At 69.4% G+C, this 21,472-nt stretch carries 21 protein-coding genes; 5 read left to right on the top strand and 16 right to left on the bottom strand.

The features are described 5' to 3' along the window. The first annotated feature begins 19 nt into the window (after nt 1-19). Nucleotides 20-3,193, top strand: a complete 3,174-nt coding sequence (locus Q8X39_RS06075) for a phospholipase D-like domain-containing protein (RefSeq protein ID WP_305748739.1) — start codon at nt 20-22, stop codon at nt 3,191-3,193. Here Q8X39_RS06075 and Q8X39_RS06070 read toward each other — a convergent pair. From Q8X39_RS06070 to purU, 4 genes are read right to left on the bottom strand one after another with little or no spacing between them, the layout of a single operon-like run. Next, nucleotides 3,185-3,733, bottom strand: a complete 549-nt coding sequence (locus Q8X39_RS06070) for a DUF2946 family protein (protein ID WP_305748738.1) — start codon at nt 3,731-3,733, stop codon at nt 3,185-3,187. The two genes, Q8X39_RS06075 and Q8X39_RS06070, sit on opposite strands and share 9 nt — an antisense overlap. Before the next feature lie 14 nt (nt 3,734-3,747). Then, on the bottom strand, nt 3,748-4,740 hold the full coding sequence (locus Q8X39_RS06065; RefSeq protein WP_305748737.1) for a YheT family hydrolase: 993 nt from the start codon (nt 4,738-4,740) through the stop codon (nt 3,748-3,750). Further along, complete coding sequence (locus Q8X39_RS06060; protein WP_305748736.1) at nt 4,737-5,186, bottom strand: YybH family protein; 450 nt, start codon at nt 5,184-5,186, stop codon at nt 4,737-4,739. Before Q8X39_RS06060 ends, Q8X39_RS06065 begins: the two co-directional genes overlap by 4 nt. 48 nt (nt 5,187-5,234) lie before the next feature. Next, the gene (gene purU, locus Q8X39_RS06055) at nt 5,235-6,125 is read right to left on the bottom strand and encodes a formyltetrahydrofolate deformylase (protein WP_305748735.1); all 891 of its coding nucleotides are present in this window, start codon (nt 6,123-6,125) and stop codon (nt 5,235-5,237) included. Nucleotides 6,126-6,191: 66 nt separating this feature from the next. On the opposite strand from purU, the gene Q8X39_RS06050 reads away from it, so the two are divergent. Both Q8X39_RS06050 and Q8X39_RS06045 read left to right on the top strand, forming a co-directional pair. Continuing rightward, entirely contained in the window at nt 6,192-6,869 is a 678-nt protein-coding gene (locus Q8X39_RS06050; protein WP_305748734.1) for a sigma-70 family RNA polymerase sigma factor, read from the top strand. Nucleotides 6,870-6,872: 3 nt separating this feature from the next. Then, on the top strand, nt 6,873-7,586 hold the full coding sequence (locus tag Q8X39_RS06045; protein ID WP_305748733.1) for an anti-sigma factor: 714 nt from the start codon (nt 6,873-6,875) through the stop codon (nt 7,584-7,586). A gap of 119 nt (nt 7,587-7,705) precedes the next feature. Here Q8X39_RS06045 and ftsH read toward each other — a convergent pair whose 3' ends face one another. Continuing rightward, the gene (gene ftsH, locus Q8X39_RS06040) at nt 7,706-9,610 is read right to left on the bottom strand and encodes an ATP-dependent zinc metalloprotease FtsH (protein ID WP_305748732.1); all 1,905 of its coding nucleotides are present in this window, start codon (nt 9,608-9,610) and stop codon (nt 7,706-7,708) included. A 200-nt stretch (nt 9,611-9,810) separates the two neighbouring features. Then, nucleotides 9,811-10,485, bottom strand: a complete 675-nt coding sequence (locus tag Q8X39_RS06035) for an RlmE family RNA methyltransferase (RefSeq protein WP_305748731.1) — start codon at nt 10,483-10,485, stop codon at nt 9,811-9,813. 20 nt (nt 10,486-10,505) lie between these two features. Between Q8X39_RS06035 and Q8X39_RS06030 the strand changes: the two genes are divergently transcribed. Beyond that, complete coding sequence (locus tag Q8X39_RS06030; RefSeq protein WP_305748730.1) at nt 10,506-10,988, top strand: YhbY family RNA-binding protein; 483 nt, start codon at nt 10,506-10,508, stop codon at nt 10,986-10,988. A 45-nt stretch (nt 10,989-11,033) separates the two neighbouring features. Here Q8X39_RS06030 and Q8X39_RS06025 read toward each other — a convergent pair whose 3' ends face one another. From Q8X39_RS06025 to Q8X39_RS06005, 5 genes are all read right to left on the bottom strand, one after another. Then, complete coding sequence (locus Q8X39_RS06025; RefSeq protein ID WP_305748729.1) at nt 11,034-11,486, bottom strand: DUF4149 domain-containing protein; 453 nt, start codon at nt 11,484-11,486, stop codon at nt 11,034-11,036. Between the two features lie 5 nt (nt 11,487-11,491). After that, nucleotides 11,492-11,968 carry a transcription elongation factor GreA gene (greA, locus tag Q8X39_RS06020; protein WP_305748728.1) on the bottom strand — a complete coding sequence of 159 codons (477 nt, stop codon included), beginning with the start codon at nt 11,966-11,968 and terminating at the stop codon, nt 11,492-11,494. 156 nt (nt 11,969-12,124) lie between these two features. Further along, entirely contained in the window at nt 12,125-15,412 is a 3,288-nt protein-coding gene (gene carB / locus Q8X39_RS06015) for a carbamoyl-phosphate synthase large subunit (protein WP_305748727.1), read from the bottom strand. Further along, a complete protein-coding gene (gene carA / locus Q8X39_RS06010; protein ID WP_305748726.1) occupies nt 15,405-16,586 on the bottom strand; it encodes a glutamine-hydrolyzing carbamoyl-phosphate synthase small subunit in 1,182 nt (393 codons plus the stop codon). Before carA ends, carB begins: the two co-directional genes overlap by 8 nt. A gap of 308 nt (nt 16,587-16,894) precedes the next feature. Beyond that, on the bottom strand, nt 16,895-17,302 hold the full coding sequence (locus Q8X39_RS06005; RefSeq protein ID WP_305748725.1) for a GlcG/HbpS family heme-binding protein: 408 nt from the start codon (nt 17,300-17,302) through the stop codon (nt 16,895-16,897). Nucleotides 17,303-17,470: 168 nt separating this feature from the next. On the opposite strand from Q8X39_RS06005, the gene Q8X39_RS06000 reads away from it, so the two are divergent. Further along, nucleotides 17,471-18,166, top strand: coding sequence for a Bax inhibitor-1/YccA family protein (locus tag Q8X39_RS06000; protein ID WP_305748724.1), 696 nt, complete (start codon nt 17,471-17,473; stop codon nt 18,164-18,166). A gap of 111 nt (nt 18,167-18,277) precedes the next feature. Here the strand turns inward: Q8X39_RS06000 and dnaB are convergent, their stop codons facing one another. The 5 genes from dnaB to rpsF form a co-directional block, all read right to left on the bottom strand. Beyond that, on the bottom strand, nt 18,278-19,699 hold the full coding sequence (gene dnaB, locus Q8X39_RS05995; RefSeq protein ID WP_305748723.1) for a replicative DNA helicase: 1,422 nt from the start codon (nt 19,697-19,699) through the stop codon (nt 18,278-18,280). Nucleotides 19,700-19,867: 168 nt separating this feature from the next. After that, nucleotides 19,868-20,320, bottom strand: a complete 453-nt coding sequence (gene rplI, locus Q8X39_RS05990; protein ID WP_305748722.1) for a 50S ribosomal protein L9 — start codon at nt 20,318-20,320, stop codon at nt 19,868-19,870. An 11-nt stretch (nt 20,321-20,331) separates the two neighbouring features. After that, the gene (gene rpsR, locus Q8X39_RS05985) at nt 20,332-20,616 is read right to left on the bottom strand and encodes a 30S ribosomal protein S18 (protein WP_130480744.1); all 285 of its coding nucleotides are present in this window, start codon (nt 20,614-20,616) and stop codon (nt 20,332-20,334) included. A gap of 10 nt (nt 20,617-20,626) precedes the next feature. After that, nucleotides 20,627-20,935 carry a primosomal replication protein N gene (priB, locus tag Q8X39_RS05980; protein WP_305748721.1) on the bottom strand — a complete coding sequence of 103 codons (309 nt, stop codon included), beginning with the start codon at nt 20,933-20,935 and terminating at the stop codon, nt 20,627-20,629. Between the two features lie 53 nt (nt 20,936-20,988). Further along, nucleotides 20,989-21,357, bottom strand: a complete 369-nt coding sequence (gene rpsF / locus Q8X39_RS05975) for a 30S ribosomal protein S6 (protein ID WP_305748720.1) — start codon at nt 21,355-21,357, stop codon at nt 20,989-20,991. Between the last annotated feature and the right edge of the window lie 115 nt (nt 21,358-21,472).

Here is a 21,472-nt window from a genome sequence, read left to right as displayed (position 1 = left end):
GGCGCGCCGGAGAGCTGCCATGCCCGACCTGATGTCCCCCCAGACCGTGCTGACCCCGGGCGACGCGGCCAGCCAGCTGCAGTCGCGCGGGCTGGCTGCGCTGGGCCTGGTCGCCCCGGCGCTGGCAACCGGCTGGGCCAGCAGCACGCCGTCCGCCACCGACCTGGATGCCGACACGCTGCGCCTGACGCTGGCCAGCCCGCGCGCGCCCTTCCAGGCGCTGCACCGCACGCTGGCGCAGGCGCCGCTGTATGCGGACGTGGCCGGCGCGTCGCTGGCCGGCCCGGTGGTCGAGCTGCGCCTGCACCCGGAGGCGGCGCGGCGCTTGGGCCGGCTGGTCGCGCAGCGCCTGGGCGGGCCGCTGATCCGGCCGGTGCCGGTGGCGATGCTGGTGCACGGCGTGCCCGCGCCGCCGGCCACGCCGCAGCCGGTCGACTGGCTTGAGGCCGGCGCGCCGCTGGGCCTGCCGGGCTCGCTGGCGGTCAGCTTCCACGACGCACGCGGCCTGCCGATCTGCCCGCTGGCGGCGGCCGCGCTGTTCGCCGACCTGTTGACGGCCTTCCCGGCGCTCGGCCATGGCGACGCGACCATGCCGGCGCGCGGCGCGGCCGGTGGCATCGACGGCATCGTGGCGTCCGCGCCGGCCGCCGTGCGGATCCACGTGATCGACCCGCATGGCCGCGTCTTCGTGCCGAGCCGGCCGGAGGCGCGCCTGAAGGTGGTCACCGGCGCCGGGGTGGAGATCCAGCCGGTGCCCGACGCCGGCCTGGTCACGCTGCCGCCGGGCATGAGCCTGGGCCGCGCCAGCGGCGACGCGCCGGCCGACAGCACCGCCGCGAACCCGCTGCACTGGGGCTGGGCCCACGACAGCACGCTGGCCCGCAGCGCGCTGGCACCACCCGCATCGCCCGCTGGCGTCAGCCTGCCGCGCCAGTTCCTGCGCGTCGTCGCGGTCGACCTGGCCTGGCACCTGCGCGGCAACCGCGGCGACAGCGTGATCGCCAACGTGCCCGGCGACGACGGCGCGGTGCCGGACTTCGCGCTGCCGGTGGTGCGCAACGCGGTGCCGAACTTCGACTACCTGAGCGACGGCATGGACGTGCTCGGCGCCTGCGCCCAGGCCGCCAGCGGCTTCCCGCCGGCCGGCGTGGACGTGCAGGCGCTGCTGTGCTCGCCGGCCATCGAGCCGACGCTGGCGCTGCCGCCCGGCCCTGGCGCGGCCGGCAGCTGGCCGGCCTTCCCGGCCCCCAACCCCGGTGGCGGCCTGCCGGCCTCGGCCGACGCGACGGCTGGCCTGGCGGCGGCCTTCCGCGCCCCCGGCGATGCCGCCGACGCGCGGCTGGACGTCGTCGTCACGGTCGCCGCCGACGCGGTGCCCGCCGGCACCCACCTGCGCGTCTACCCGCGCCGCTTCGTGCAGATCGACGCGATCGACGGCGAGCAGCCGTCCTTCCTGCGCGGCGACGGCGGCGCGGCCCTGGCCCAGGCCGGCCAGCCCAGCCGGATGCTGCTGCGCAACCCCTACGGCCTCGCCAGCGCCGCGCCGCTGCCGTCGCCGGCGCTGCTGCTGGTCGACGTGGTGGCGGTCGGGCGCGACGGCCAGCGGCGGCTGCATTCGGGCATCGAGCTGACGGTCTCGGCCACGACCGCCTCGTTCACGCCCGACCCGGCCGCCTTCGGTGGCGAGGCGCTGCTGCAGCGGCCGGCGGTCGCCGCCCTGCTGGCAGCCTTCGGCAGCACGGCGGTCGCGCCGGCCTCGCTGTTCGGCATCGCCCCGCCGGCCGCCGCCCCCGCCCCGGCGCCGGGTAACTTCCTGGACCTGGTGCGACGCCTGGCCAACGAGACCAGCGCCCCGCGCATCGGACCGCACCTGCCGACCCAGGCCCGCTTCGACACCGTGCTGGCGCTCGGCGCGGCCCCGGCGGCCAGCCAGCCCCTGGCCTGGCGCGCGGTGCTGACCGGCGCGCGCTGGCGCGAGGAAAGCCGCAGCGCCCGGCCGGAACGCGGCGATCCCGGCAACCCGCCCGGCCCGGACCTGCACGCGGCCGGCGTGCGGGTCGACGGCCAGCTGGCGCAGGACCTGGCGCTGCATGCGCTCAAGCGCGCCCAGCCGGTCATCCCGCTGGGGCCGACCACGCCGGGCTGGCTGGTGGCGTTGGGCGGCAACAACTGGAACGACGCGCCGGCCGATGTCAGCGGAACGGTCTCCGCGGTGATGCTGGAGACCGTCGCGGCCTTCTGCGACAGCCCCGAGCTGGGCCTGTCGGCGATCCCGATCCCGCAGCCGGCCGACTCGATCCAGACCGCCGTCAACGCGCTGGCCGGCCTGCTGGGCGTGGGCGCGCCCAGCCTCAACCTGGCCAACGAGGCGCGCCTGAAGCGGGCCCTGCAGCGCGAGATGGTCACCGCCCGGCGCGGCCAGCGCGATGCGCTCTGGTCGCTGCTGCGCGCGGTCGAGCAGGCGCGCGAGTTCGTCTACATCGAGGGCCCGGCCTTCGCCCGCACCGCACGCCCGAGCGGCACGCCGGCCGCGCACGAGGTCGACCTGGTCGAGCGGCTGCGCGCGCGCCTGGCCGCCAACCCGCGCCTGAAGGTGATGGTCTGCGTGCCGCGCTGGCCGGACATGGACCCGGCGCTGGCGCCCTGGGTGCGCACCGCGCTGGCGCACCGCAAGGCGGCGGTCGAGACGCTGACCTCGCAGGACCGCCAGCGCGTCGCCGCCTTCCACCCGATCGGCTTCCCGGGCCGGCCGGCTGTGCTGCGTTCGAGCGTGGTCATCGTCGACGACGTCTACGCGCTGGTCGGCACCAGCCACTGGCGGCGCCGCGGCATGACCTTCGACGGCGGCTGCGACGTCGCCAGCATCGACCGCCAGCTCGACGCGCATGGCCGCTCGACCGGCATCGTGCGCTTCCGCCAGGAGCTGATGGCCGCGCGGCTGGGCATCGCGCTGCCGTCTGGGCCGTCCGACAGCACGCCGCTGTGGACCCGGCTGGCCGAACCGGAGGCCGCCTTCGACCTGCTGGCCGACCTGCTGTCGCAAGGCGGGCTGGGCCGCTGCAGCCCGGTCTGGGCCGGCCCTTCCGACACCCGCGTGATCGCGCAGACCGACGCCAAGGCCGACCCGGACGGCGTGGACGCCGACGGCAGCCGGCTCTTCAGCGACCTGATCGGGCTGCTGGGATCAGCCTGAGGCGGCGGCCGTCGCCTGCGGGCTGAGGCGGTAGCCGAACCGCGCCGGCAGGCTGGCGCTGGCGATCTCGCCCGGCTGCCAGAGACCGGCCAGCACCGCGTCGGCGGCGGCATCCATGTCGGCCGAGCGGACCAGGCCGAGGCCGCGCGGCGTCTCGAGGTAGAGCCGGCCGTGCTCGTCCAGCCAGGCCGGGCCAGGTCGCTCGATGCGCGCGCCGGTGTGGTCGGCCAGCTCGAAGCCGCCGGCCTCGTCGCGCCGCACGCCCAGCACCAGCGGCGTCATCTCCAGCTCGACGTAGACCCGCTGCGGGCCGTTCTGGAAGTACCAGCAGCCATCGCCATCGGGCTCGTAGTTGCGGCCGATGAACTCGCGCAGCTTGTCGTGCACGACCCGGCTGCCCTTGGCCTGCGGGAAGGGGCCGGCCGCCTGCACGCGGTCGTCGCGCATGTACCAGTCGCCGCGCGCGTCGAGCGCCAGCCAGCCGCGGCAGGCCGGCACGTGGGGCCACTTGCGCAGCGCTGCCTTGACGATGTCATCCATGCCGCGATGCTGCCTCAGGCCGGCGATGCGAGCCAGTCCAGCACCTGGGCCGGCAGGCCCAGCACATGGCCCGGGAAGCCGCCGGACGCGAAGCCGACATGGCCACCCTCGGGCGGCTGCCACAGCCGCACATGGCCACCGGCCGGCGGCGTGCGCGGCAGGCTGTCGGCCGGCACGAAGGGGTCGTTGAGCGCGTGCACCAGCAGGCTGGGCAGGCGGATGTCGGCCAGCGCCGGCAGCGCCGAGGCACGGGCCCAGTAGTCGTCGGCGTCGCGAAAGCCGTGCAGCGGCGCGGTGAAGACGTCGTCGAAGGCATGCAGGGTCTGCGCGGCCAGCAGGCGTTCACGGTCGAACAGGCCCGGGTGCTGCGCCAGCTTGGCCAGCGCCTTGGGCTTCATGGTGCGCAGGAACATCGGCGTGTAGACCCGCCGCGAAAAGCCGCGCCCGAGCGCATGCCCGCCGGCCGCCAGGTCGATCGGCGAGCAGACCGCCGCCAGCGAACGCAGCACCGCGCCGGCGGCATGGCCGCGCTCCTCGGCCCAGCGCAGCAGCGCGTTGCCGCCCAGCGAGATGCCGACCGCGTGCAGCGGTCCGGCATGGCGGGCGCGCCCCTGGTCGAGCATCCAGCCGATCTCGACATGGTCGCCCGAGTGGTAGGCCCGCGGCGCGAGGTTCAGCTCGCCCGAACAGCCGCGGAAGTGCGGCATCACGAAGCCCCAGCCACGCCGCCGTGCCAGGTCGGCATGGGCCTGGACATACTGGCTGTGGCGGTTGCCTTCGAGGCCGTGGAACATCACCAGCAACGGGGCGTCGGGCGCCAGCGCCTGGCCGTCGTCGCGCCAGTCGGCATCGACGAAATCACCGTCGGGCGTGGTCCAGCGTTCGCGCCGGAAGCGCGGCGGATCGCTCGGATCGACGTGGTGGCGGGCCAGGCGGGCCGACCAGATGGTCTGCAGGTGCCCGCCCGGCAGCCAGCGCGGCGGGTGATAGACGGGCGACGGCCTCAATGCAGCGTGGTCGAGGACTCGACGAATTCCTGCAGCTCGATGGGCGTGCCGGGGCTGGCATGGTGGACCAGCATGCGCCAGCCCTGCGGCGTCTTGACGTAGACGTTGGTGCACAGCGCATAGCCGCTGCGCGGGCCTTCCTCGGTCTGCACGCGGACTTCTTCCAGCACGTGGTGGACGGCGGTGCCGCCCAGCGTGATGCGCCGGACCTGGGCCGGGCGGGCGTCGATGCCGCCCTGCGAGAACAGCTCCTCGAAGCTCGCGCGGATCGCTGGCGCGCCGATCAGGCGCGGACCGCCCGGGTGCACGCAGGCGATCTCCTCCTCGTCCGACCAGAGCGACATCAGCCGGTCGAGATCGCCCTGCTGCAGGCTCTCGTAGAACGAGACCTCGAGGTCGTCGGGCGTGGCCATCAGCGCGGCCTGCAGGGGCTTGGTCTGGCTCATGGCGTCGGCCTCGTCGGGTCAGGTTTGGGGGGCGGCAGGATCAGGCGGTCAGCGGAAGACGACCGTCTTGCGGCCATTGAGCAGCACGCGGTGCTCGACATGCCAGCGCACCGCGCGGGCCAGCACGACGCATTCGACGTCGCGGCCGGTGGCGGTGTAGTCCTCGGGGCTCAGCGTGTGGTCCACGCGCTCGACGTCCTGCTCGATGATCGGGCCCTCGTCGAGGTCGGCCGTGACGTAGTGGGCGGTCGCGCCGATGAGCTTGACGCCGCGCTGGTGGGCCTGGAAATACGGCTTCGCGCCCTTGAAGCTGGGCAGGAAGCTGTGGTGGATGTTGATCGCCCGGCCGGCGAGGAAGTGGCAGAAGTCCTCGCTGAGGATCTGCATGTAGCGCGCCAGCACCAGCAGGTCGACCTGCTCGCGATCGCACAGCGCCTCGATCTGGCGCTCCTGCGCGCGCTTGGTCTCGGCGCTGGAGCCGGCCTTCAGCGGCAGGTGGTGGAAGGGCACGCCGTAGCTGTCGGCCAGTGCCGCGAAGTCGGGGTGGTTGGAGACGATGGCCGGGATGTCGATCGCCAGCTGCCCGCTCTTCCAGCGAAACAGCAGGTCGTTCAGGCAGTGGCCGTGCTGGCTGACCATCAGCAGCACGCGCGGCCGGCGCGCCAGCGCATGCACGCGGGCATCCATGCGGAACTGCTCGCGCATCGGGCCGAACAGCTTCTCCAGCGTCAGCGCGTCGGCCAGGTGATCGGGGGCCTCGAAATGGACCCGCATGAAGAACAGGCCGGTGGCGTCCTCGCCGAGCACGTCGCCGAACTGCTGGGAGTCGATGATGTTGCAGCCGGCCTGGTAGAGCAGGCCGGAAACCGCATGGACGATGCCCTTGACGTCGGGGCAGGAAAGGGTGAGGACGAACTGGGCGGATGCGGGCGACGACATGCGCGAGATTCTACGCAGCGCCCTGTCGCGGCCCCCTCCTAGAATGGACCGATACCCCCTGACGACATGCCCCAGACGCCCTCCGCCTCCCCCTCGTCCGCCAGCGATGCCGCCCAGGCCCGCGCCGCCGAACGTGCCGCCGAACTCGCCGCCCTGCTCTCGCGGGTCGCCCTGCACGACCGGCGCGCCTTCCAGACGCTCTACGAACGCAGCAGCCCGCATCTGTTCGCGGTCGTGCTGCGTATCCAGAAGAACCGCGCGCTGGCCGAGGACGTGCTGCAGGAGGTCTACGTCAACATCTGGCGCAGTGCTTCCAGCTTCGACGTGCATCGGGCCCAGGCTCTGACCTGGATGACCAGCGTGGCCCGCAACAGGGCCATCGACAGCCTGCGGAGGCGCCAGGCCGAGCCCGACACCGTGTCGAGCCAGACCTGGCATGGCGATGGCGATCCCGACAACGACGACATGCTGGAACGAGTCGCAAGTGAAGAACCCGGCCCCGAGCAACTGCTGATGCAGGCGGCCCAGGCGCAGTCCATCCAGGGCTGCATGGACCAGCTCAGTGCCGAGCAGCAGCAGAGCCTGGCACTGGCCTTCTACCAGGGCCTGAGCCATGCCGAGGTGGCCGACCACCTGAGCCAGCCGCTGGGCACCGTCAAGAGCTGGCTGCGGCGTGGCCTGCAGGCGCTCAAGGGTTGCCTGGACCGTCTGGGCATGCGTCAAGGCGCGACGCAGGAGAGCTGAGCCATGGACTACAGCCGCTCGAACCTGGCCGACCGACTGGCCGCCGACTACGTCGTGGGCACGCTGCGCGGTGGCGCACGCCGCCGCTTTGAATCGCTGCTGCCGGCGCACCCGGTGCTGCGGGGCGCGGTGCGCTCGTGGCAGGTCCGCCTGATGCCGCTCACCCAGGCGCTGCCGCCGGTCAGGCCGCCGGAGCGCGTCTGGACCGCGATCGACCAGCACCTGTTCGGCGCCGCGCGCCGAGGCGCTGCCCCCCAACCGTCGGCCGCTGCCGTCACCCGTGCGGTTCAGCGCTGGTGGGAGCGCCTGGGCCTGTGGCAGGGCCTGAGCGCGGCGGCCAGCGTCGCCGCGATCGGGCTGGGCGTGGCGCTGAGCCTGCCCGCGCCGATCCAGCCGCCGGTCGTCGTGGTGCTGTCGCCCAACCAGAGCGAAACCCGCTTCGTCGCCAGCGTCAGCGCCGATGGCCGCAGCCTCGTGCTCAAGCCCATCGACGGCGTGCAGCTGACCGCCAGCCAGGCCTACGAGCTGTGGGCCCTGCCGCCGAGCGGCGCGCCGCGCTCGCTGGGCCTGGTCTCCGCGCGCGGCGGCACGACGGTGCAACGCGCCCAGCTGCTCAAGGACACCGCGGCCTTCGCCGTCAGCATCGAACCACCGGGCGGCTCGCCCACCGGTGCGCCGACCGGGCCGGTGGTGTCGGTCGGCAAGATCGACAGCTGAGCCCGACCGTCCGGGCCGGGGTCCGGCAACTCGTCATCGGAACCGGAAAGCAGAAAGGGCCCTTGCGGGCCCTTTCCTTTGTCTGACGCTGTCCGGACGCTGGGCCGGACCCGCCGTGCTCAGACCGTCGCGGTCGCGTTCGGTGTCACCGTCGGATTGCTCGGGCCACCCGGGGGACGCGAAGCCGGCGGCACCCAGTCCTTGGGCGGACGCGGCTCACGGCCGTTCATGATGTCCTCGATCTGGTCCGCGTCGATGGTTTCCCAGTCGAGCAGTGCGCGCGCCATCGCGTGCATCTTGTCCTGGTGATCCTCGATCAGGCGACGCGCCAGCTGGTACTGGGTGTCGATGATCTTGCGGATCTCCTTGTCGACCTTCTGCATCGTCTCTTCCGAGACGTTGACCTGCTTGGTGATCGAGCGGCCCAGGAAGACCTCGCCCTCGTTCTCGGCGTAGACCATCGGGCCGAGTTCTTCGGTCATGCCGTAGCGGGTGACCATGTCGCGGGCAATCTGGGTCGCGCGCTCGAAGTCGTTGCTGGCGCCGGTGGTCATCTGGTTCATGAAGACCTCCTCGGCGATCCGGCCGCCGAACAGCACCGAGATGGTCGAGAGCATGCGCTCCTTGTCCATGCTGTAGCGGTCACCTTCGGGCAACTGCATCGTCACGCCCAGCGCACGACCGCGCGGGATGATCGTCACCTTGTGGACCGGGTCGGTCTTGGGCAGCAGCCGGGCGACCAGCGCATGACCCGCCTCGTGGTACGCAGTGTTCTTGCGTTCCTCCTCCGGCATGATCATCGACTTGCGCTCGGGGCCCATCATGATCTTGTCCTTGGCCTTCTCGAAGTCGACCATCTCGACGACCCGGCCGTTGCGGCGGGCGGCGAACAGGGCAGCCTCGTTGACCAGGTTGGCCAGATCGGCACCGGAGAAGCCCGGCGTGCCGCGCGCGAGGATGTCGGCCCGGATGTCCTGGCCGACCGGCACCTTGCGCATGTGCACGTTGAGGATCTGCTCGCGGCCACGCACGTCCGGCAACGTCACGTAGACCTGGCGGTCGAAGCGGCCGGGGCGAAGCAGCGCGGGGTCGAGGATGTCCGGGCGGTTCGTGGCGGCCACGACGATGATGCCGAGGTTGGTCTCGAAGCCGTCCATCTCGACGAGCATCTGGTTGAGCGTCTGCTCGCGCTCGTCGTTGCCGCCGCCGAGGCCAGCACCGCGGTGGCGGCCGACCGCGTCGATCTCGTCGACGAAGATGATGCAGGGCGAGTTCTTCTTGGCCTGCTCGAACATGTCGCGCACGCGGGCCGCGCCCACGCCGACGAACATCTCGACGAAGTCGGAACCGGAGATCGAGAAGAACGGCACCTTGGCCTCGCCGGCGATGGACTTCGCCAGCAGCGTCTTGCCGGTGCCGGGCGGGCCGACCATCAGCACGCCACGCGGGATGCGGCCGCCGAGCTTCTGGAATTTCTGCGGATCCTTCAGGAAGTCGACCAGTTCCTTGACCTCTTCCTTGGCCTCGTCGCAGCCGGCCACGTCGGCGAAGGTCACCGAGTTGTTGCTCTCGTCGAGCATGCGGGCGCGGCTCTTGCCGAAGCTGAAGGCACCGCCCTTGCCGCCGCCCTGCATCTGGCGCATGAAGTAGACCCACACGCCGATCAGCAGCAGCATCGGGCCCCAGGAGATCAGCAGGCTGGTCAGGACCGACGGCTCCTCGCGCGGCTTGACGCGGAACTTGACGCCGTTGTTGATCAGGTCACCGACCAGGCCGCGATCCAGGTAGGTCGCGGTGGTGCGGATGCGCTTGTCGTCGGTCGTCAGGGCTTCGATGTCGGCACCGCCGGGGTTCTCCTGGAGGACCACCTCGCGGATCCGCTTGGCGCGGACCTCTTCGAGGAACTCCGAATACCCGATCTGGTTGCCCGCGGTCGACGTGCGGTCGAACTGCTTGAACACGGTGAACAGCACCAGGGCGATCACCAACCACACAGCGACTTTGGAGAACCATTGATTGTTCACCGCGGCTCCTTCTAACGTTCATGAAGACCCGGGAGGGTCATGCGGCCGGGGCCGACTCGGACTGCGTCTGACGCGGTAGCTTCGATCGATTCTAGTGCAGCCCCTACACCCGAACCGGCCCGAAACACCTTGGAGCAGACCTGTCAAATTCAAGGATCGTGCACTGTCGCACCGAGTTCGGCTTGCGGTGCACGCCCTTGTCAAGAAACCTTGAGACCGATGCCCACCAGAAAGGTTTCAGAAGACTTGTCGCGGGAGGCCTTGGGCTTGATCGCCTTGACCACCCGGAAGGCCTGCCGGAAGGCGTCGACCAGCTGGCTGTAGCCGCTGCCGTGGAAGACCTTGCAGACCAGCGCGCCCTGTGGCCGAAGGTGGGCCTGCGCGAACTCGATCGCCAGCTCGACCAGGTGGGCGATGCGTGCGGCGTCCGAGACCTCGATGCCCGACAGGTTGGGCGCCATGTCCGAGACCACCACGTCGACCGGCCGGCCGGCGAGCTGGTCGACCAGCTGCTGCAGCACCGCATCCTCGCGGAAGTCGCCCTGCAGGAAGACCACGCCCTCGATCGGCTCCATCGGCAACAGGTCCAGCGCGATGATGGTCCCGTTGAGCGAGCCGACCGCCGCGCCGCCCGCGCCCGCCTCCTTGGGCGCGAAGCGCCGCCGCACGTACTGGCTCCAGGCGCCCGGCGTGGAACCCAGGTCGACGACCACCTGGCCGGGCTTGACCAGGCCGAGGGTCTCGTCGATCTCCTTGAGCTTGTAGGCTGCGCGGGCCCGATAGCCCTCCTTCTGCGCCAGCCGGACCCAGGGATCGTTGACGTGGTCGTTGAGCCACGCCTTGTTGACCTTCTTGCTTTTCGTGTTGATCTTCATGTCGCACCGATAATAGAGGGATGCCCGCGATTCAACTGACCCCCGCCCAGCGCAAGGAACACCGCGCTGCGGCCCACCACCTCGACCCGGTCGTCATGATCGGTGGCGAGGGCCTCACGCCCGCCGTCCTGAAGGAGGCCGAGGCCGCCCTCAAGGCCCACGGCCTCATCAAGATCCGGGTCTTCAGCGACGACCGGGCCGCGCGCGAAGCCTTGCTCGCGACGCTGGCCGACCAGCTCGAGGCCGCGCCGATCCAGCACATCGGCAAGCTGCTGGTGCTGTGGAAGCCGGTCGAGCAGAAGGCAGCGCCGGTCGTGGTCGACGACAGCCGCCGGCCCGGACCGCGGGTCGTCAAGATCCTGAAGTTCTCGAAGAGCGGCACGCAGCGCGCCCAGGTCAAGAAGCTGACCGTGCTGGGCAACGAGCGCATCTCGGCCGGTGGCCTCGTCAAGCGCGCCAAGAAGCGCGCGACCAGCAGCAAGAAGCGCTCGCTGGGCGGCTGAAGCGTCGATCGGCTGGCGGCGCCAGGCCGCCAGCGCGAACGCCGTTCAGCCCGCTCGTCGCTGCGGCGTGGCAGTGCCTCGCCAGACCAGCGCCAGCAGCATCCCACCCTTGAGCAGGAACATCAGGCTCGACGCGCCGTGCAGCGTGCCGAAGCTGTACATGCCGGTGCCCGCGCGAGCCGCTGCCATCATCGGCTGCAGCGCGAAGTAACCGAGCACGGTGCAGAACAGCGCCCCCAGCACGAGCAGCAGATCGGTCGACAACCGCGAGCCCAGGCCCGCTTCGGCCTGCTGCTGCGCGAGCTTGCGGTGCAGCATGAACAGCAGCATCGCCAGGCCCAGCGACACCTGCGCTTCAAGCCGGAAGCAAGCGCCGGCGAACTGGCCGGCCAGCGTGCGTTCCAGCACCTGGAAGGCCATCGGCGCGGCGACGCCGCCCAGCGTGACGACCAGGCCCAGCCACAGGGCGGCCAGCAGTTTCGCGATGCGCGCGAGCATCGCGATCAGATGTAGCGCACGTCGACGACCTCGTAACGGCGCACGCCGCCCGGGGCCTGGACCTCGGCGACGTCGCCGGCTTCCTTGCCGATCAGCGCCCGCGCGATCGGCGAACCGACCGAGATGCGCCCCTGCTTCAGGTCGGCCTCGTCCTCACCGACGATCTGGTAGGTGACGGCGTCGCCGCTTTCCTCTTCCTCCAGTTCGACGGTCGAACCGAACACGACCTTGCCGCCGGCGTTCAGCGCAGCCGGGTCGATGATCTGCGCCTGCGCGAGCTTGCTCTCGATCTCGAGGATGCGGCCCTCGATGAAGCCCTGCTTGTCCTTGGCCGCGTCGTATTCGGCGTTCTCGGACAGGTCGCCCTGCGCGCGGGCTTCGGCGATGGCGTTGACGACGGCCGGACGCTCGACGGTCTTGAGGCGCTGGAGCTCCTGCTTGAGCAGTTCGGCGCCGCGCTTGGTCAGGGGAATGGTGGCCATGGGATTCGGTCTGGTGGGATCGCGGAGGATCGGATCGGGGGTTCCGGGTGGAAAGCGGACGGGCCAAAAACTGCGCCGCCGCGGCCTGTCCCCGAGGGAACGCGCCGCGGCGGCGTCTGGAACGGCAGTCTATTCGAACCGCCGTCCCACCTGGCCTCAGGCCAGCAGGGCGTGCATGTCCTGCACCGAGATGACGCTCAGTCCGGCCTGGTGCTTGAGCGCCTCGGTGGCGGCCTCGCAACCAGCCATCGTGGTGTAGTAGGTCACGCGGTTGGCCAGCGCGGCGGTGCGGATGTAGCGCGAGTCGGCGATGGCCGTGCGGGTCTCGTCGACGGTCGTGAACACCAGCTGGATCTCGCCGGCCTTGATCATGTCGGCGATGTGCGGCCGGCCGTCCTTGACCTTGTTGACGACCTTGACCGGGATGCCGGCGGCGCCGATGGCCGATGCCGTGCCCTTGGTCGCCACCAGCGTGTAGCCGAGCGCGTGCAGGTCACGGGCCACGCCGACGGCACGGGCGTGCTCGCTGGCCTTGACCGAGATCACCACGGTGCCCTTGGTCGGCAGGCGCGAGCCGGCGCCGAGCTGGCTCTTGAGCATGGCCTCGCCGAAGGTGGTACCCACGCCCATCACTTCGCCGGTCGAACGCATTTCCGGGCCGAGGATCGGGTCCACGCCGGGGAACTTGTTGAACGGGAAGACGGCTTCCTTGACGCTGAAATACGGCGGCACGACCTCGCGCGGGGTGCGGCCGTCCGGACCCTTCTGATCGGCCAGGCGCTGGCCGGCCATGCAACGCGCGGCGATCTTGGCCAGCGGCTGGCCGGTGGCCTTCGACACGTAGGGCACGGTGCGCGAGGCACGCGGATTCACTTCGAGCACGTAGACGGTGCAGGCGTCGAGCCCGCGCGTCACGTCGCCCTGGATGGCGAACTGCACGTTCATCAGGCCGACCACCTTGAGGGCCTTGGCCATCAGCGCGGTCTGGCGGCGCAGCTCGTCCTGCAGCGCGGCCGACAGCGTGTACGGCGGCAGCGAGCAGGCCGAGTCGCCGGAGTGGACGCCGGCCTGCTCGATGTGCTCCATGATCCCGCCGATCATGACGTCGGTGCCGTCGCTGATGCAGTCGACGTCGACCTCGACGGCATCGTCGAGGAAACGGTCCAGCAGCACCGGCGACTTCTCGGACACGCGCACGGCCTCGCGCATGTAGCGCTCGAGGTCCTTGTCGCCGTGCACGATCTCCATCGCGCGGCCGCCGAGCACGTAGCTCGGGCGCACCACCAGCGGGTAGCCGATCTCGTTGGCCAGCGTCAGCGCGGTTTCCTCGGTCCGCGCGGTGCGGTTGGGCGGCTGGCGCAGGCCCAGCGTGTGCAGCAGCTGCTGGAAGCGCTCGCGGTCCTCGGCGATGTCGATGGAGTCGGGCGTCGTGCCGATGATGGGCACGCCGTTGGCCTCCAGGTCCAGCGCCAGCTTCAGCGGCGTCTGGCCGCCGTACTGGACGATCACGCCGACCGGCTGTTCCTTGGCGACGATCTCGAGCACGTCCTCCAGCGTGACCGGCTCGAAGTAGAGGCGGTCGCTGGTGTCGTAGTCGGTCGAGACGGTCTCGGGGTTGCAGTTAACCATGATGGTCTCGTAGCCGTCCTCGCGCATGGCGAGGGCGGCATGGACGCAGCAGTAGTCGAACTCGATGCCCTGGCCGATGCGGTTTGGGCCACCGCCCAGCACCATGATCTTGCGGCGGCTGGTCGGCGCGGCCTCGCACTCACCGTCGACGTTCTCGTAGCACGAGTACATGTAGGCGGTCTGCGTGGCGAACTCGGCCGCGCAGGTGTCGACGCGCTTGTAGACCGGGCGCACGCCCAGGGCGTGACGGGCCTGGCGCACGAGGTGCTGGTTCGTGCCCATCAGCTTGGCGAGACGGCGGTCCGAGAAGCCCTTCTTCTTCAGGTAGCGCATCTCGTCGGCCGACAGGCTCTCGACCGTGCGGTCCTTGAGCTGGCCTTCGGTGGTGACGATCTGCTCGATCTGGGCCAGGAACCACGGATCGATCGCGGTCTCCTCGAAGACCTCGTCGAGCGTCATGCCGATGCGGAAGGCGTCGGCCACGAACAGGATGCGCTCGGGGCCGGGCTCGCCGATCTCCTCGATGATCTCGTCGCGGTCTCGGCTGCGTTCGGTCAGGCCGTCGATGCCGGTCTCGAGACCGCGCAGCGCCTTCTGCAGGCTTTCCTGGAAGGTGCGGCCCATGGCCATGACCTCGCCGACCGACTTCATCTGCGTCGTCAGGTGCGGGTCCGCCGCCGGGAACTTCTCGAACGCGAAGCGCGGGATCTTGGTGACGACGTAGTCGATCGAGGGCTCGAACGAGGCCGGTGTCGCGCCGCCGGTGATGTCGTTGCGCAGCTCGTCGAGCGTGTAGCCGACCGCCAGCTTGGCGGCGATCTTGGCGATCGGGAAGCCGGTCGCCTTGGAAGCCAACGCCGACGAACGCGACACGCGCGGGTTCATCTCGATGACGACCATGCGGCCGTCGCGCGGGTTGATCGAGAACTGCACGTTCGAGCCGCCGGTGTCGACGCCGATCTCGCGCAGGATGGCGATCGAGGCGTTGCGCAGCAGCTGGTACTCGCGGTCGGTCAGCGTCTGGGCCGGCGCGACGGTGATCGAGTCGCCGGTGTGGATGCCCATCGGGTCGAGGTTCTCGATCGAGCAGACGATGATGCAGTTGTCCGCCTTGTCGCGGACGACCTCCATCTCGTACTCCTTCCAGCCGATCAGCGATTCCTCGATGAGCAGTTCGTTGGTCGGCGAGAGGTCGAGGCCGCGCTTGCAGATTTCCTCGAATTCCTCGGGGTTGTAGGCGATGCCGCCGCCGGTGCCGCCAAGCGTGAAGCTCGGGCGGATGACCATCGGGAAGCCCGAATGTTCACCGTTTGCGCCGATCTCGGCCTGGATCGCCTTCTGCACCGCCCAGGCGTCTTCCATCGAGTGCGCGATGCCGGACTTGGCCGAGCCGAGCCCGATCTTGGTCATCGCGTCCTTGAACTTCAGGCGGTCCTCGGCCTTCTCGATCGCGTGCTCGTTGGCACCGATCATCTCGACGCCGTACTTCGCCAGCACGCCGTGCTTGTGCAGGTCGAGCGCGCAGTTCAGCGCGGTCTGACCGCCCATGGTCGGCAGGATCGCGTCGGGGCGCTCCTTGGCGATGATCTTCTCGACCACCTGCCAGGTGATGGGCTCGATGTAGGTGACGTCGGCGGTGGCCGGGTCGGTCATGATGGTCGCGGGGTTGCTGTTGACCAGCACGACCTTGTAGCCCTCCTCGCGCAGGGCCTTGCAGGCCTGGGCGCCGGAGTAGTCGAACTCGCAGGCCTGGCCGATGATGATCGGGCCGGCGCCAATGATGAGGATCGTTTTCAGGTCGCTGCGCTTAGGCATTGTTCTTCTCCATCTTTTCCATCAGCGCGGTGAAGCGGTCGAACAGATAGGCGATGTCGTGGGGGCCGGGCGACGCTTCAGGGTGACCCTGGAAGCAGAACGCCGGACGGTCGGTGCGGGCGAGGCCCTGCAGCGTGCCGTCGAACAGGCTGACGTGGGTCGGCCGCAGGTTGGCCGGCAGGCTGGCGGCGTCGACCGCGAAGCCGTGGTTCTGGCTGGTGATCGAGACGCGGCCGTCGTCGAGGTCCTTGACCGGATGGTTCGCGCCGTGGTGGCCGAACTTCATCTTGAAGGTCTTCGCGCCCGAGGCCAGCGCCATGATCTGGTGGCCCAGGCAGATCCCGAAGGTCGGGATGCCGGTCTCGATCAGCGTGCGCGCGGCGTCGATCGCGTAGTCGCAGGGCTCCGGGTCGCCAGGGCCGTTGGACAGGAAGATGCCGTCCGGATGGAGCGCCAGCACGGCCGCGGCGGGCGTCTTCGCCGGCACCACCGTGACACGGCAGCCGCGTTCGGCGAGCATGCGCAGGATGTTGTTCTTGACGCCAAAGTCGTAGGCCACGACGTGGAAGCGCGGCGCGGTCTGCTGGCCGAAGCCGGGCAGGCCGTCGTCGCCGATCAGGCGCCACTCGGTCTCGGTCCACTCGACCGCCTCGGTGCGGCTGACGACCTGGGCCAGGTCCAGCCCGGCCATGCTGGGAGCCGAGCGGGCGGCAGCGACGGCCGCGTCGCGGTGGGACTCGGTGATCACGGTGCCCGCCGGGAAGGCGACGATCGCGCCGTTCTGCGCGCCGTTCGTGCGCAGCAGGCGGGTCAGGCGGCGGGTGTCGATGTCGGCGATCGCCACGGTGCCTTCGGCCACGAGGTACTCGGTCAGCGTGACCGACTGGCGGAAGTTGGACGAACGAACCGGCAGGTCCTTGATGATCAGGCCGGCGGCATGGACTTTCGAGGCTTCGACATCCTGCGGATTGACGCCGTAGTTGCCGATGTGCGGATACGTCAGCGTGACGATCTGCCGGCAGTAGCTCGGGTCGGTGAGGATTTCCTGATAGCCGGTGAGCGCGGTGTTGAACACCACCTCACCCACCGTCTGACCGGCAGCGCCGATCGAGGTGCCTTGAAAGACCGTGCCGTCTGCGAGTGCGAGAAGAGCGGGGGGCAGGACGGGCAGCACGGGTTCTCCGATAGGTGGACGCTCGCCCGACGCAGACCGGTGCGGCTCGACCCGCCCCGCAAGGGACGCATCAGGCACAACACTGGGGGTGGGTTGCAACACGAACCGGGCCTCTCGCAACACCCTTCATCAGGGTGTCACGGTGGCCCGGGCGGGCCGGGCGGCGTTGTTGGCAGACAAACCGTGAAAGTATAACGTCTGCGGGTTTTCCCGCCGCCCGTTCCCGGTGCGCAGAAGGGCTGTTGGCGGTGCCGCAGCGCCCCGGATCGTGCGTGCCGATCGGGCCTGGCGCCCGATCCGGCCTTCGATCAGGCCGTCAGCGCGGCGATGCCCGCCTTGGCGATCTGGGCGTCCTCGGTGGACTTCACGCCGCTCACGCCGATGGCTCCGATGCAGTCGCCGTCGATGATGATGGGCACGCCGCCTTCGAGCAGCGCATCGACCTCGGGCGCGGTCACGAAGGAGACGCGGCCCTGGTTGATCATCTCCTCGTAGATGCGGCTCTCGCGGCGACCCAGCGCGGCGGTGCGTGCCTTGGCCGGTGCGATGTGCGAGGACAGCGGCGCGGCACCGTCCAGGCGCTGGAGCCACAGCAGGTGACCGCCGTCGTCGACGATGGCGAAGGTCACGGCCCAGTTGTTCTTGACCGCCTCGGCTTCGGCGGCAGCAGCCATGCGGCGCAGGTCTTCATGGGTCAGGGCGGAGCGGGTCTTCATGTTCAGGGCGGTCTGGTGACCGTGTCGTTGGTTCGGGAGGCGCATTCTCCCCGCAAGCCTCATGCCGCTCTGCCACCGGGAAGCTGTGGATTTCCTTCAGGAACCCGGGAACTAGAATCATTTTTCCGGTGTCACAGACACCGTCTTCAACCACTCTCTGGAGGATTCATGACCCCTGACCTGTCGACCTACTCCGGCCACGCCGGCACGGGTGCGCTGGGCCTGCAGCAACAACGCGTCCTGCGCAACACCTACGCCCTCCTCGCGCTGTCGATGATCCCGACGGTGCTGGGCGCCTGGGTGGGCGTCACGACCGGCGTGATGGCGGCCATGGGCAACGGGCTGTCGATGGTGCTGTTCCTGGTCGGTGCGTTCGGCTTCATGTTCGCCATCGAGAAGACCAAGGAATCGGGCACCGGCGTGGCCGTGCTGCTGGCCTTCACGTTCTTCATGGGCCTGATGCTGTCGCGCATGCTGGCGATGGTCCTGGGCTTCAAGAACGGCAGCTCGCTGATCATGATGGCCTTCGGCGGCACCGCCGGCGTCTTCTTCGCCATGGCGACGCTGGCGACGGTCATCAAGCGTGACCTGAGTGGCATGGGCAAGTTCCTGTTCGTGGGCGCCGTGGTCGTGCTGATCGCCGGCATCATCAACATGTTCGTGCAGTCCTCGGCCCTGATGCTGACGCTGTCGGTGATCTGCGTGGGCCTGTTCTCGGCCTTCATGCTCTACGACATCAAGCGCGTGCTCGACGGCGGCGAGACCAACTACATCAGCGCCACGCTGGCCATCTACCTGGACATCTACAACGTGTTCCAGAGCCTGCTGGCCATCTTCGGCCTGGTGGGCGGCGAACGCGAGTAAGCGCCGACGCCACGACCGGATCCCGCCCGGATCCGGTCGGCCCCGCGGAGGACAAGGCCCGGTCATGCCGGGCCTTGTTCATGCGCGGACGCGGCAGCCGCCGCGCCGATGTCAGTACTCGCTGCCGCCGCCGTAGCTGCCGGGCGCGAGGTTCTCGAACTTGGTTAGCGGGCGCAGGAAGGCCAGCTTGACCGTGCCGACCGGGCCGTTGCGCTGCTTGCCGATGATGATCTCGGCCACGCCGGGCTCCTTCGAGTCCTTGTTGTAGTACTCATCGCGGTAGATGAACATGATGACGTCCGCGTCCTGCTCGATGGCGCCGGATTCGCGCAGATCGCTCATCATCGGGCGCTTGTCGGTGCGGGTCTCGACCGAGCGGTTGAGCTGGGACAGCGCGATCACCGGGCATTGCAGCTCCTTGGCCAATGCCTTCAGGCCACGCGAGATCTCGGAAATCTCGGTGGCGCGGTTCTCGCCACTGGAGGCCGACGATCCGCTCATCAGCTGCAGGTAGTCAACGATGATCAGGCCGAGCTTGCCGCACTGGCGCGCCAGCCGGCGCGAGCGGGCCCGCAGCTCGGTCGGGTTGAGCGCAGGCGTTTCGTCGATGTGCAGGCTGATGTTGCGCAGCTGGTCGACCGCCTCGGACAGCCGCCCCCATTCCTCGTCGCGCAGCGCGCCAGTGCGCAGGTGCTGCTGGTCGATGCGGCCGAGCGAGCCGACCATCCGCAGCGCCAGCTGCGAGGCGCCCATTTCCATCGAGAAGACCAGCACCGGCAGCTGTTCCTTGACCGCCACGTGCTCGCCGATGTTCAGCGCGAAGGCGGTCTTGCCCATCGACGGGCGAGCGGCCAGGATGATCAGGTCGCCCGGCTGCAGGCCAGCGGTCATGCGGTCGAGATCGACGAAGCCCGAGGGCACGCCGGTCACCTCGCCGGCGCCGTTCTCGGCCAGCTCCTGGACCCGGTCGATCAGCTGGACCACCAGCGATTCCATCGAGTGCATGCCCTGCTTGTTGCGCGAGCCCTCCTCGCCGATGCGGAAGATCTTGCCCTCGGCCTCGTCCAGGATGGTCGACACCGCCCGCCCCTGCGGATTGAAGGCGTTGGTGGCGATCTCGTCGCTGGCCGCCACGAGCTTGCGCAGGATCGCGCGCTCGCGAACGATTTCCGCGTAGCGGCGCAGGTTGGCCGCGCTCGGCACGCTCTGGGCCAGCGCATTCAGGTAGGCCAGGCCACCGACCTCCTCGGCCTTGCCAAGGCTGGTCAGCTGCTCGAACACGGTGATGACGTCGGCCGGCTTGTTGGTCGAGATAAGCGCCATGATGGCCGCGTAGATCAGCTTGTGCTCGTAGCGGTAGAAGTCGCTGTCGGTCAGCAGATCGCCGGCGCGGTCGGACGCGCTGTTGTCGAGCATCAGACCGCCGAGCACGCTCTGCTCGGCCTCGACCGAGTGGGGCGGGACGCGCAGGCGGGCGACCTCGTCATCGGTGCCGCGAGGCAGGGGCGTGGTTCCGGAGAGCAGGGCAGACATCGATCGATGATAGGTCGGGGGTCCGGCCCGGCTTGTGGACAGACCTGGGGACAAGTCCGGGAAACTCGGGGGAAAAGTGCGCAGCCCAAAAAGAAAGAGGCCGGCGGGTGCCGGCCTCTCGGGGCGGTCACGGCTGCGGGAGCCGCGACGCCGATCCCTGGTTCAGGATCAGTCCGTCTCGCCGACCACCGCCACCGTGATGTCGACGACGACATCGTGGTGCAGAGCGACCGAAACCGGGAACTCGCCGATGTGCTTCAGCGGGCCGTTCGGCAGGCGGATCTGCGACTTGGCGACGTCGAAGCCCTGGGCCTTGATGCCCTCGGCGATGTCGGCGTTGGTCACCGAACCGAACAGGCGACCGTCCACGCCGGCCTTCTGGGTCACGGTGATCGTCTTGCCGCCGAGCTTGTCACCTTGCGCCTGGGCGCCGGCGAGCTTTTCGGCCTGGACCTTTTCCAGTTCGGCACGACGGGCCTCGAACTCGGCGATCGCCTTCTCGGTCGCACGACGGGCAGCGCCGGTCGGGATCAGGAAGTTGCGGGCGTAGCCGTCCTTGACCTTGACCACGTCGCCCAGGGCGCCGAGGTTGGCCACTTTTTCAAGCAGGATCACTTGCATGTTTCTACTCCTCAGACCTTGTGCTGGTCGCTGTACGGCAGCATGGCCAGGAAGCGGGCGCGCTTGATGGCGGTGGTCAGCTGGCGCTGGAAGTAGGCACGGGTGCCGGTCAGGCGGGCCGGGGTGATCTTGCCGTTCTCACCGACGAAATCGCGCAGCACGTCGAGATCCTTGTAGTCGATCTCTTGAACACCGGCGACGGTGAAACGGCAGAAGCGCTTGCGCTTGAACAGCAGCGATTGCTGATTGCGCTTGGTCTTGCGATCCTTGGAAAACTTGCCACGGGGCGGAGCCATAGTGACCTCTTCAACTCGATATGGGTGACAGGGACGTGGGAACGAAGGCGCTGATGTGCAGCATCACCCCCTTGCCATTGCGCTGTTTGCCCAGGAATCCGCGGATGTCGATCGCGTCGCCGACCGGCACGCGGGCCAGGTCGAGGGCGAGATCGCCGATCGCCGTCGCATGCATCTCCAGGGAGACCTTGCGGGGCGCCCCAGCGTGCATGAGTTCAGACTCATGGGCCAGGCGGATGTCCAGTGCCGGCAAGCCGGCGGGGGTGTAGCGCAGGGCAGCGCGTTCCACGATGCGGCCGGAGAGCTGGACGTCGTTCATGTCGACGAGGTCGCTGCATCCGGGCGCCGGGGCGCACGCAGGGGTTCAGACACTCAGGCCGCCGTCTCCTGCTGCTGCTGCGACTTGCGCGCTTCTTCCTTCTCGACACGCTTCATCATCGACGACGGAGCGGTATCGGCCTTGTCCTTCTTCACCGTCAGATGACGCAGGACGGCATCGTTGAAGCGGAAGCCGGTCTCGATCTCAGCCAGGGTCTCCTTGCTGCACTCGATGTTGATGCACAGGTAGTGCGCCTTGGCCAGCTTGTTGATCATGTAGGCCAGCTGGAAGCGGCCCCAGTCTTCAACGCGGTGCACCTTGCCGCCATTGCTGGTGACGAGGGTCTTGTAGCGTTCCAGCATGGCCGGAACCTGTTCGCTCTGGTCCGGGTGGACCAGCAGCACGATTTCGTAGTGACGCATCACAACTCCTTGTGGTTTCCAGTTGAGGAAGCCGCCCCGTCGCGTCAAGACACAGGTGCGGCAAGGGAAAGCCAAAAATTATAGCAGGAGAGCGACGCCCGCCCGGGTCGACCGA

It is taken from the genome of Leptothrix discophora, assembly GCF_030705305.1.
Classification (GTDB): Bacteria; Pseudomonadota; Gammaproteobacteria; order Burkholderiales; family Burkholderiaceae_C; genus Sphaerotilus; species Sphaerotilus discophorus.
This window is presented reverse-complemented; position numbering and strand designations above follow the sequence as displayed.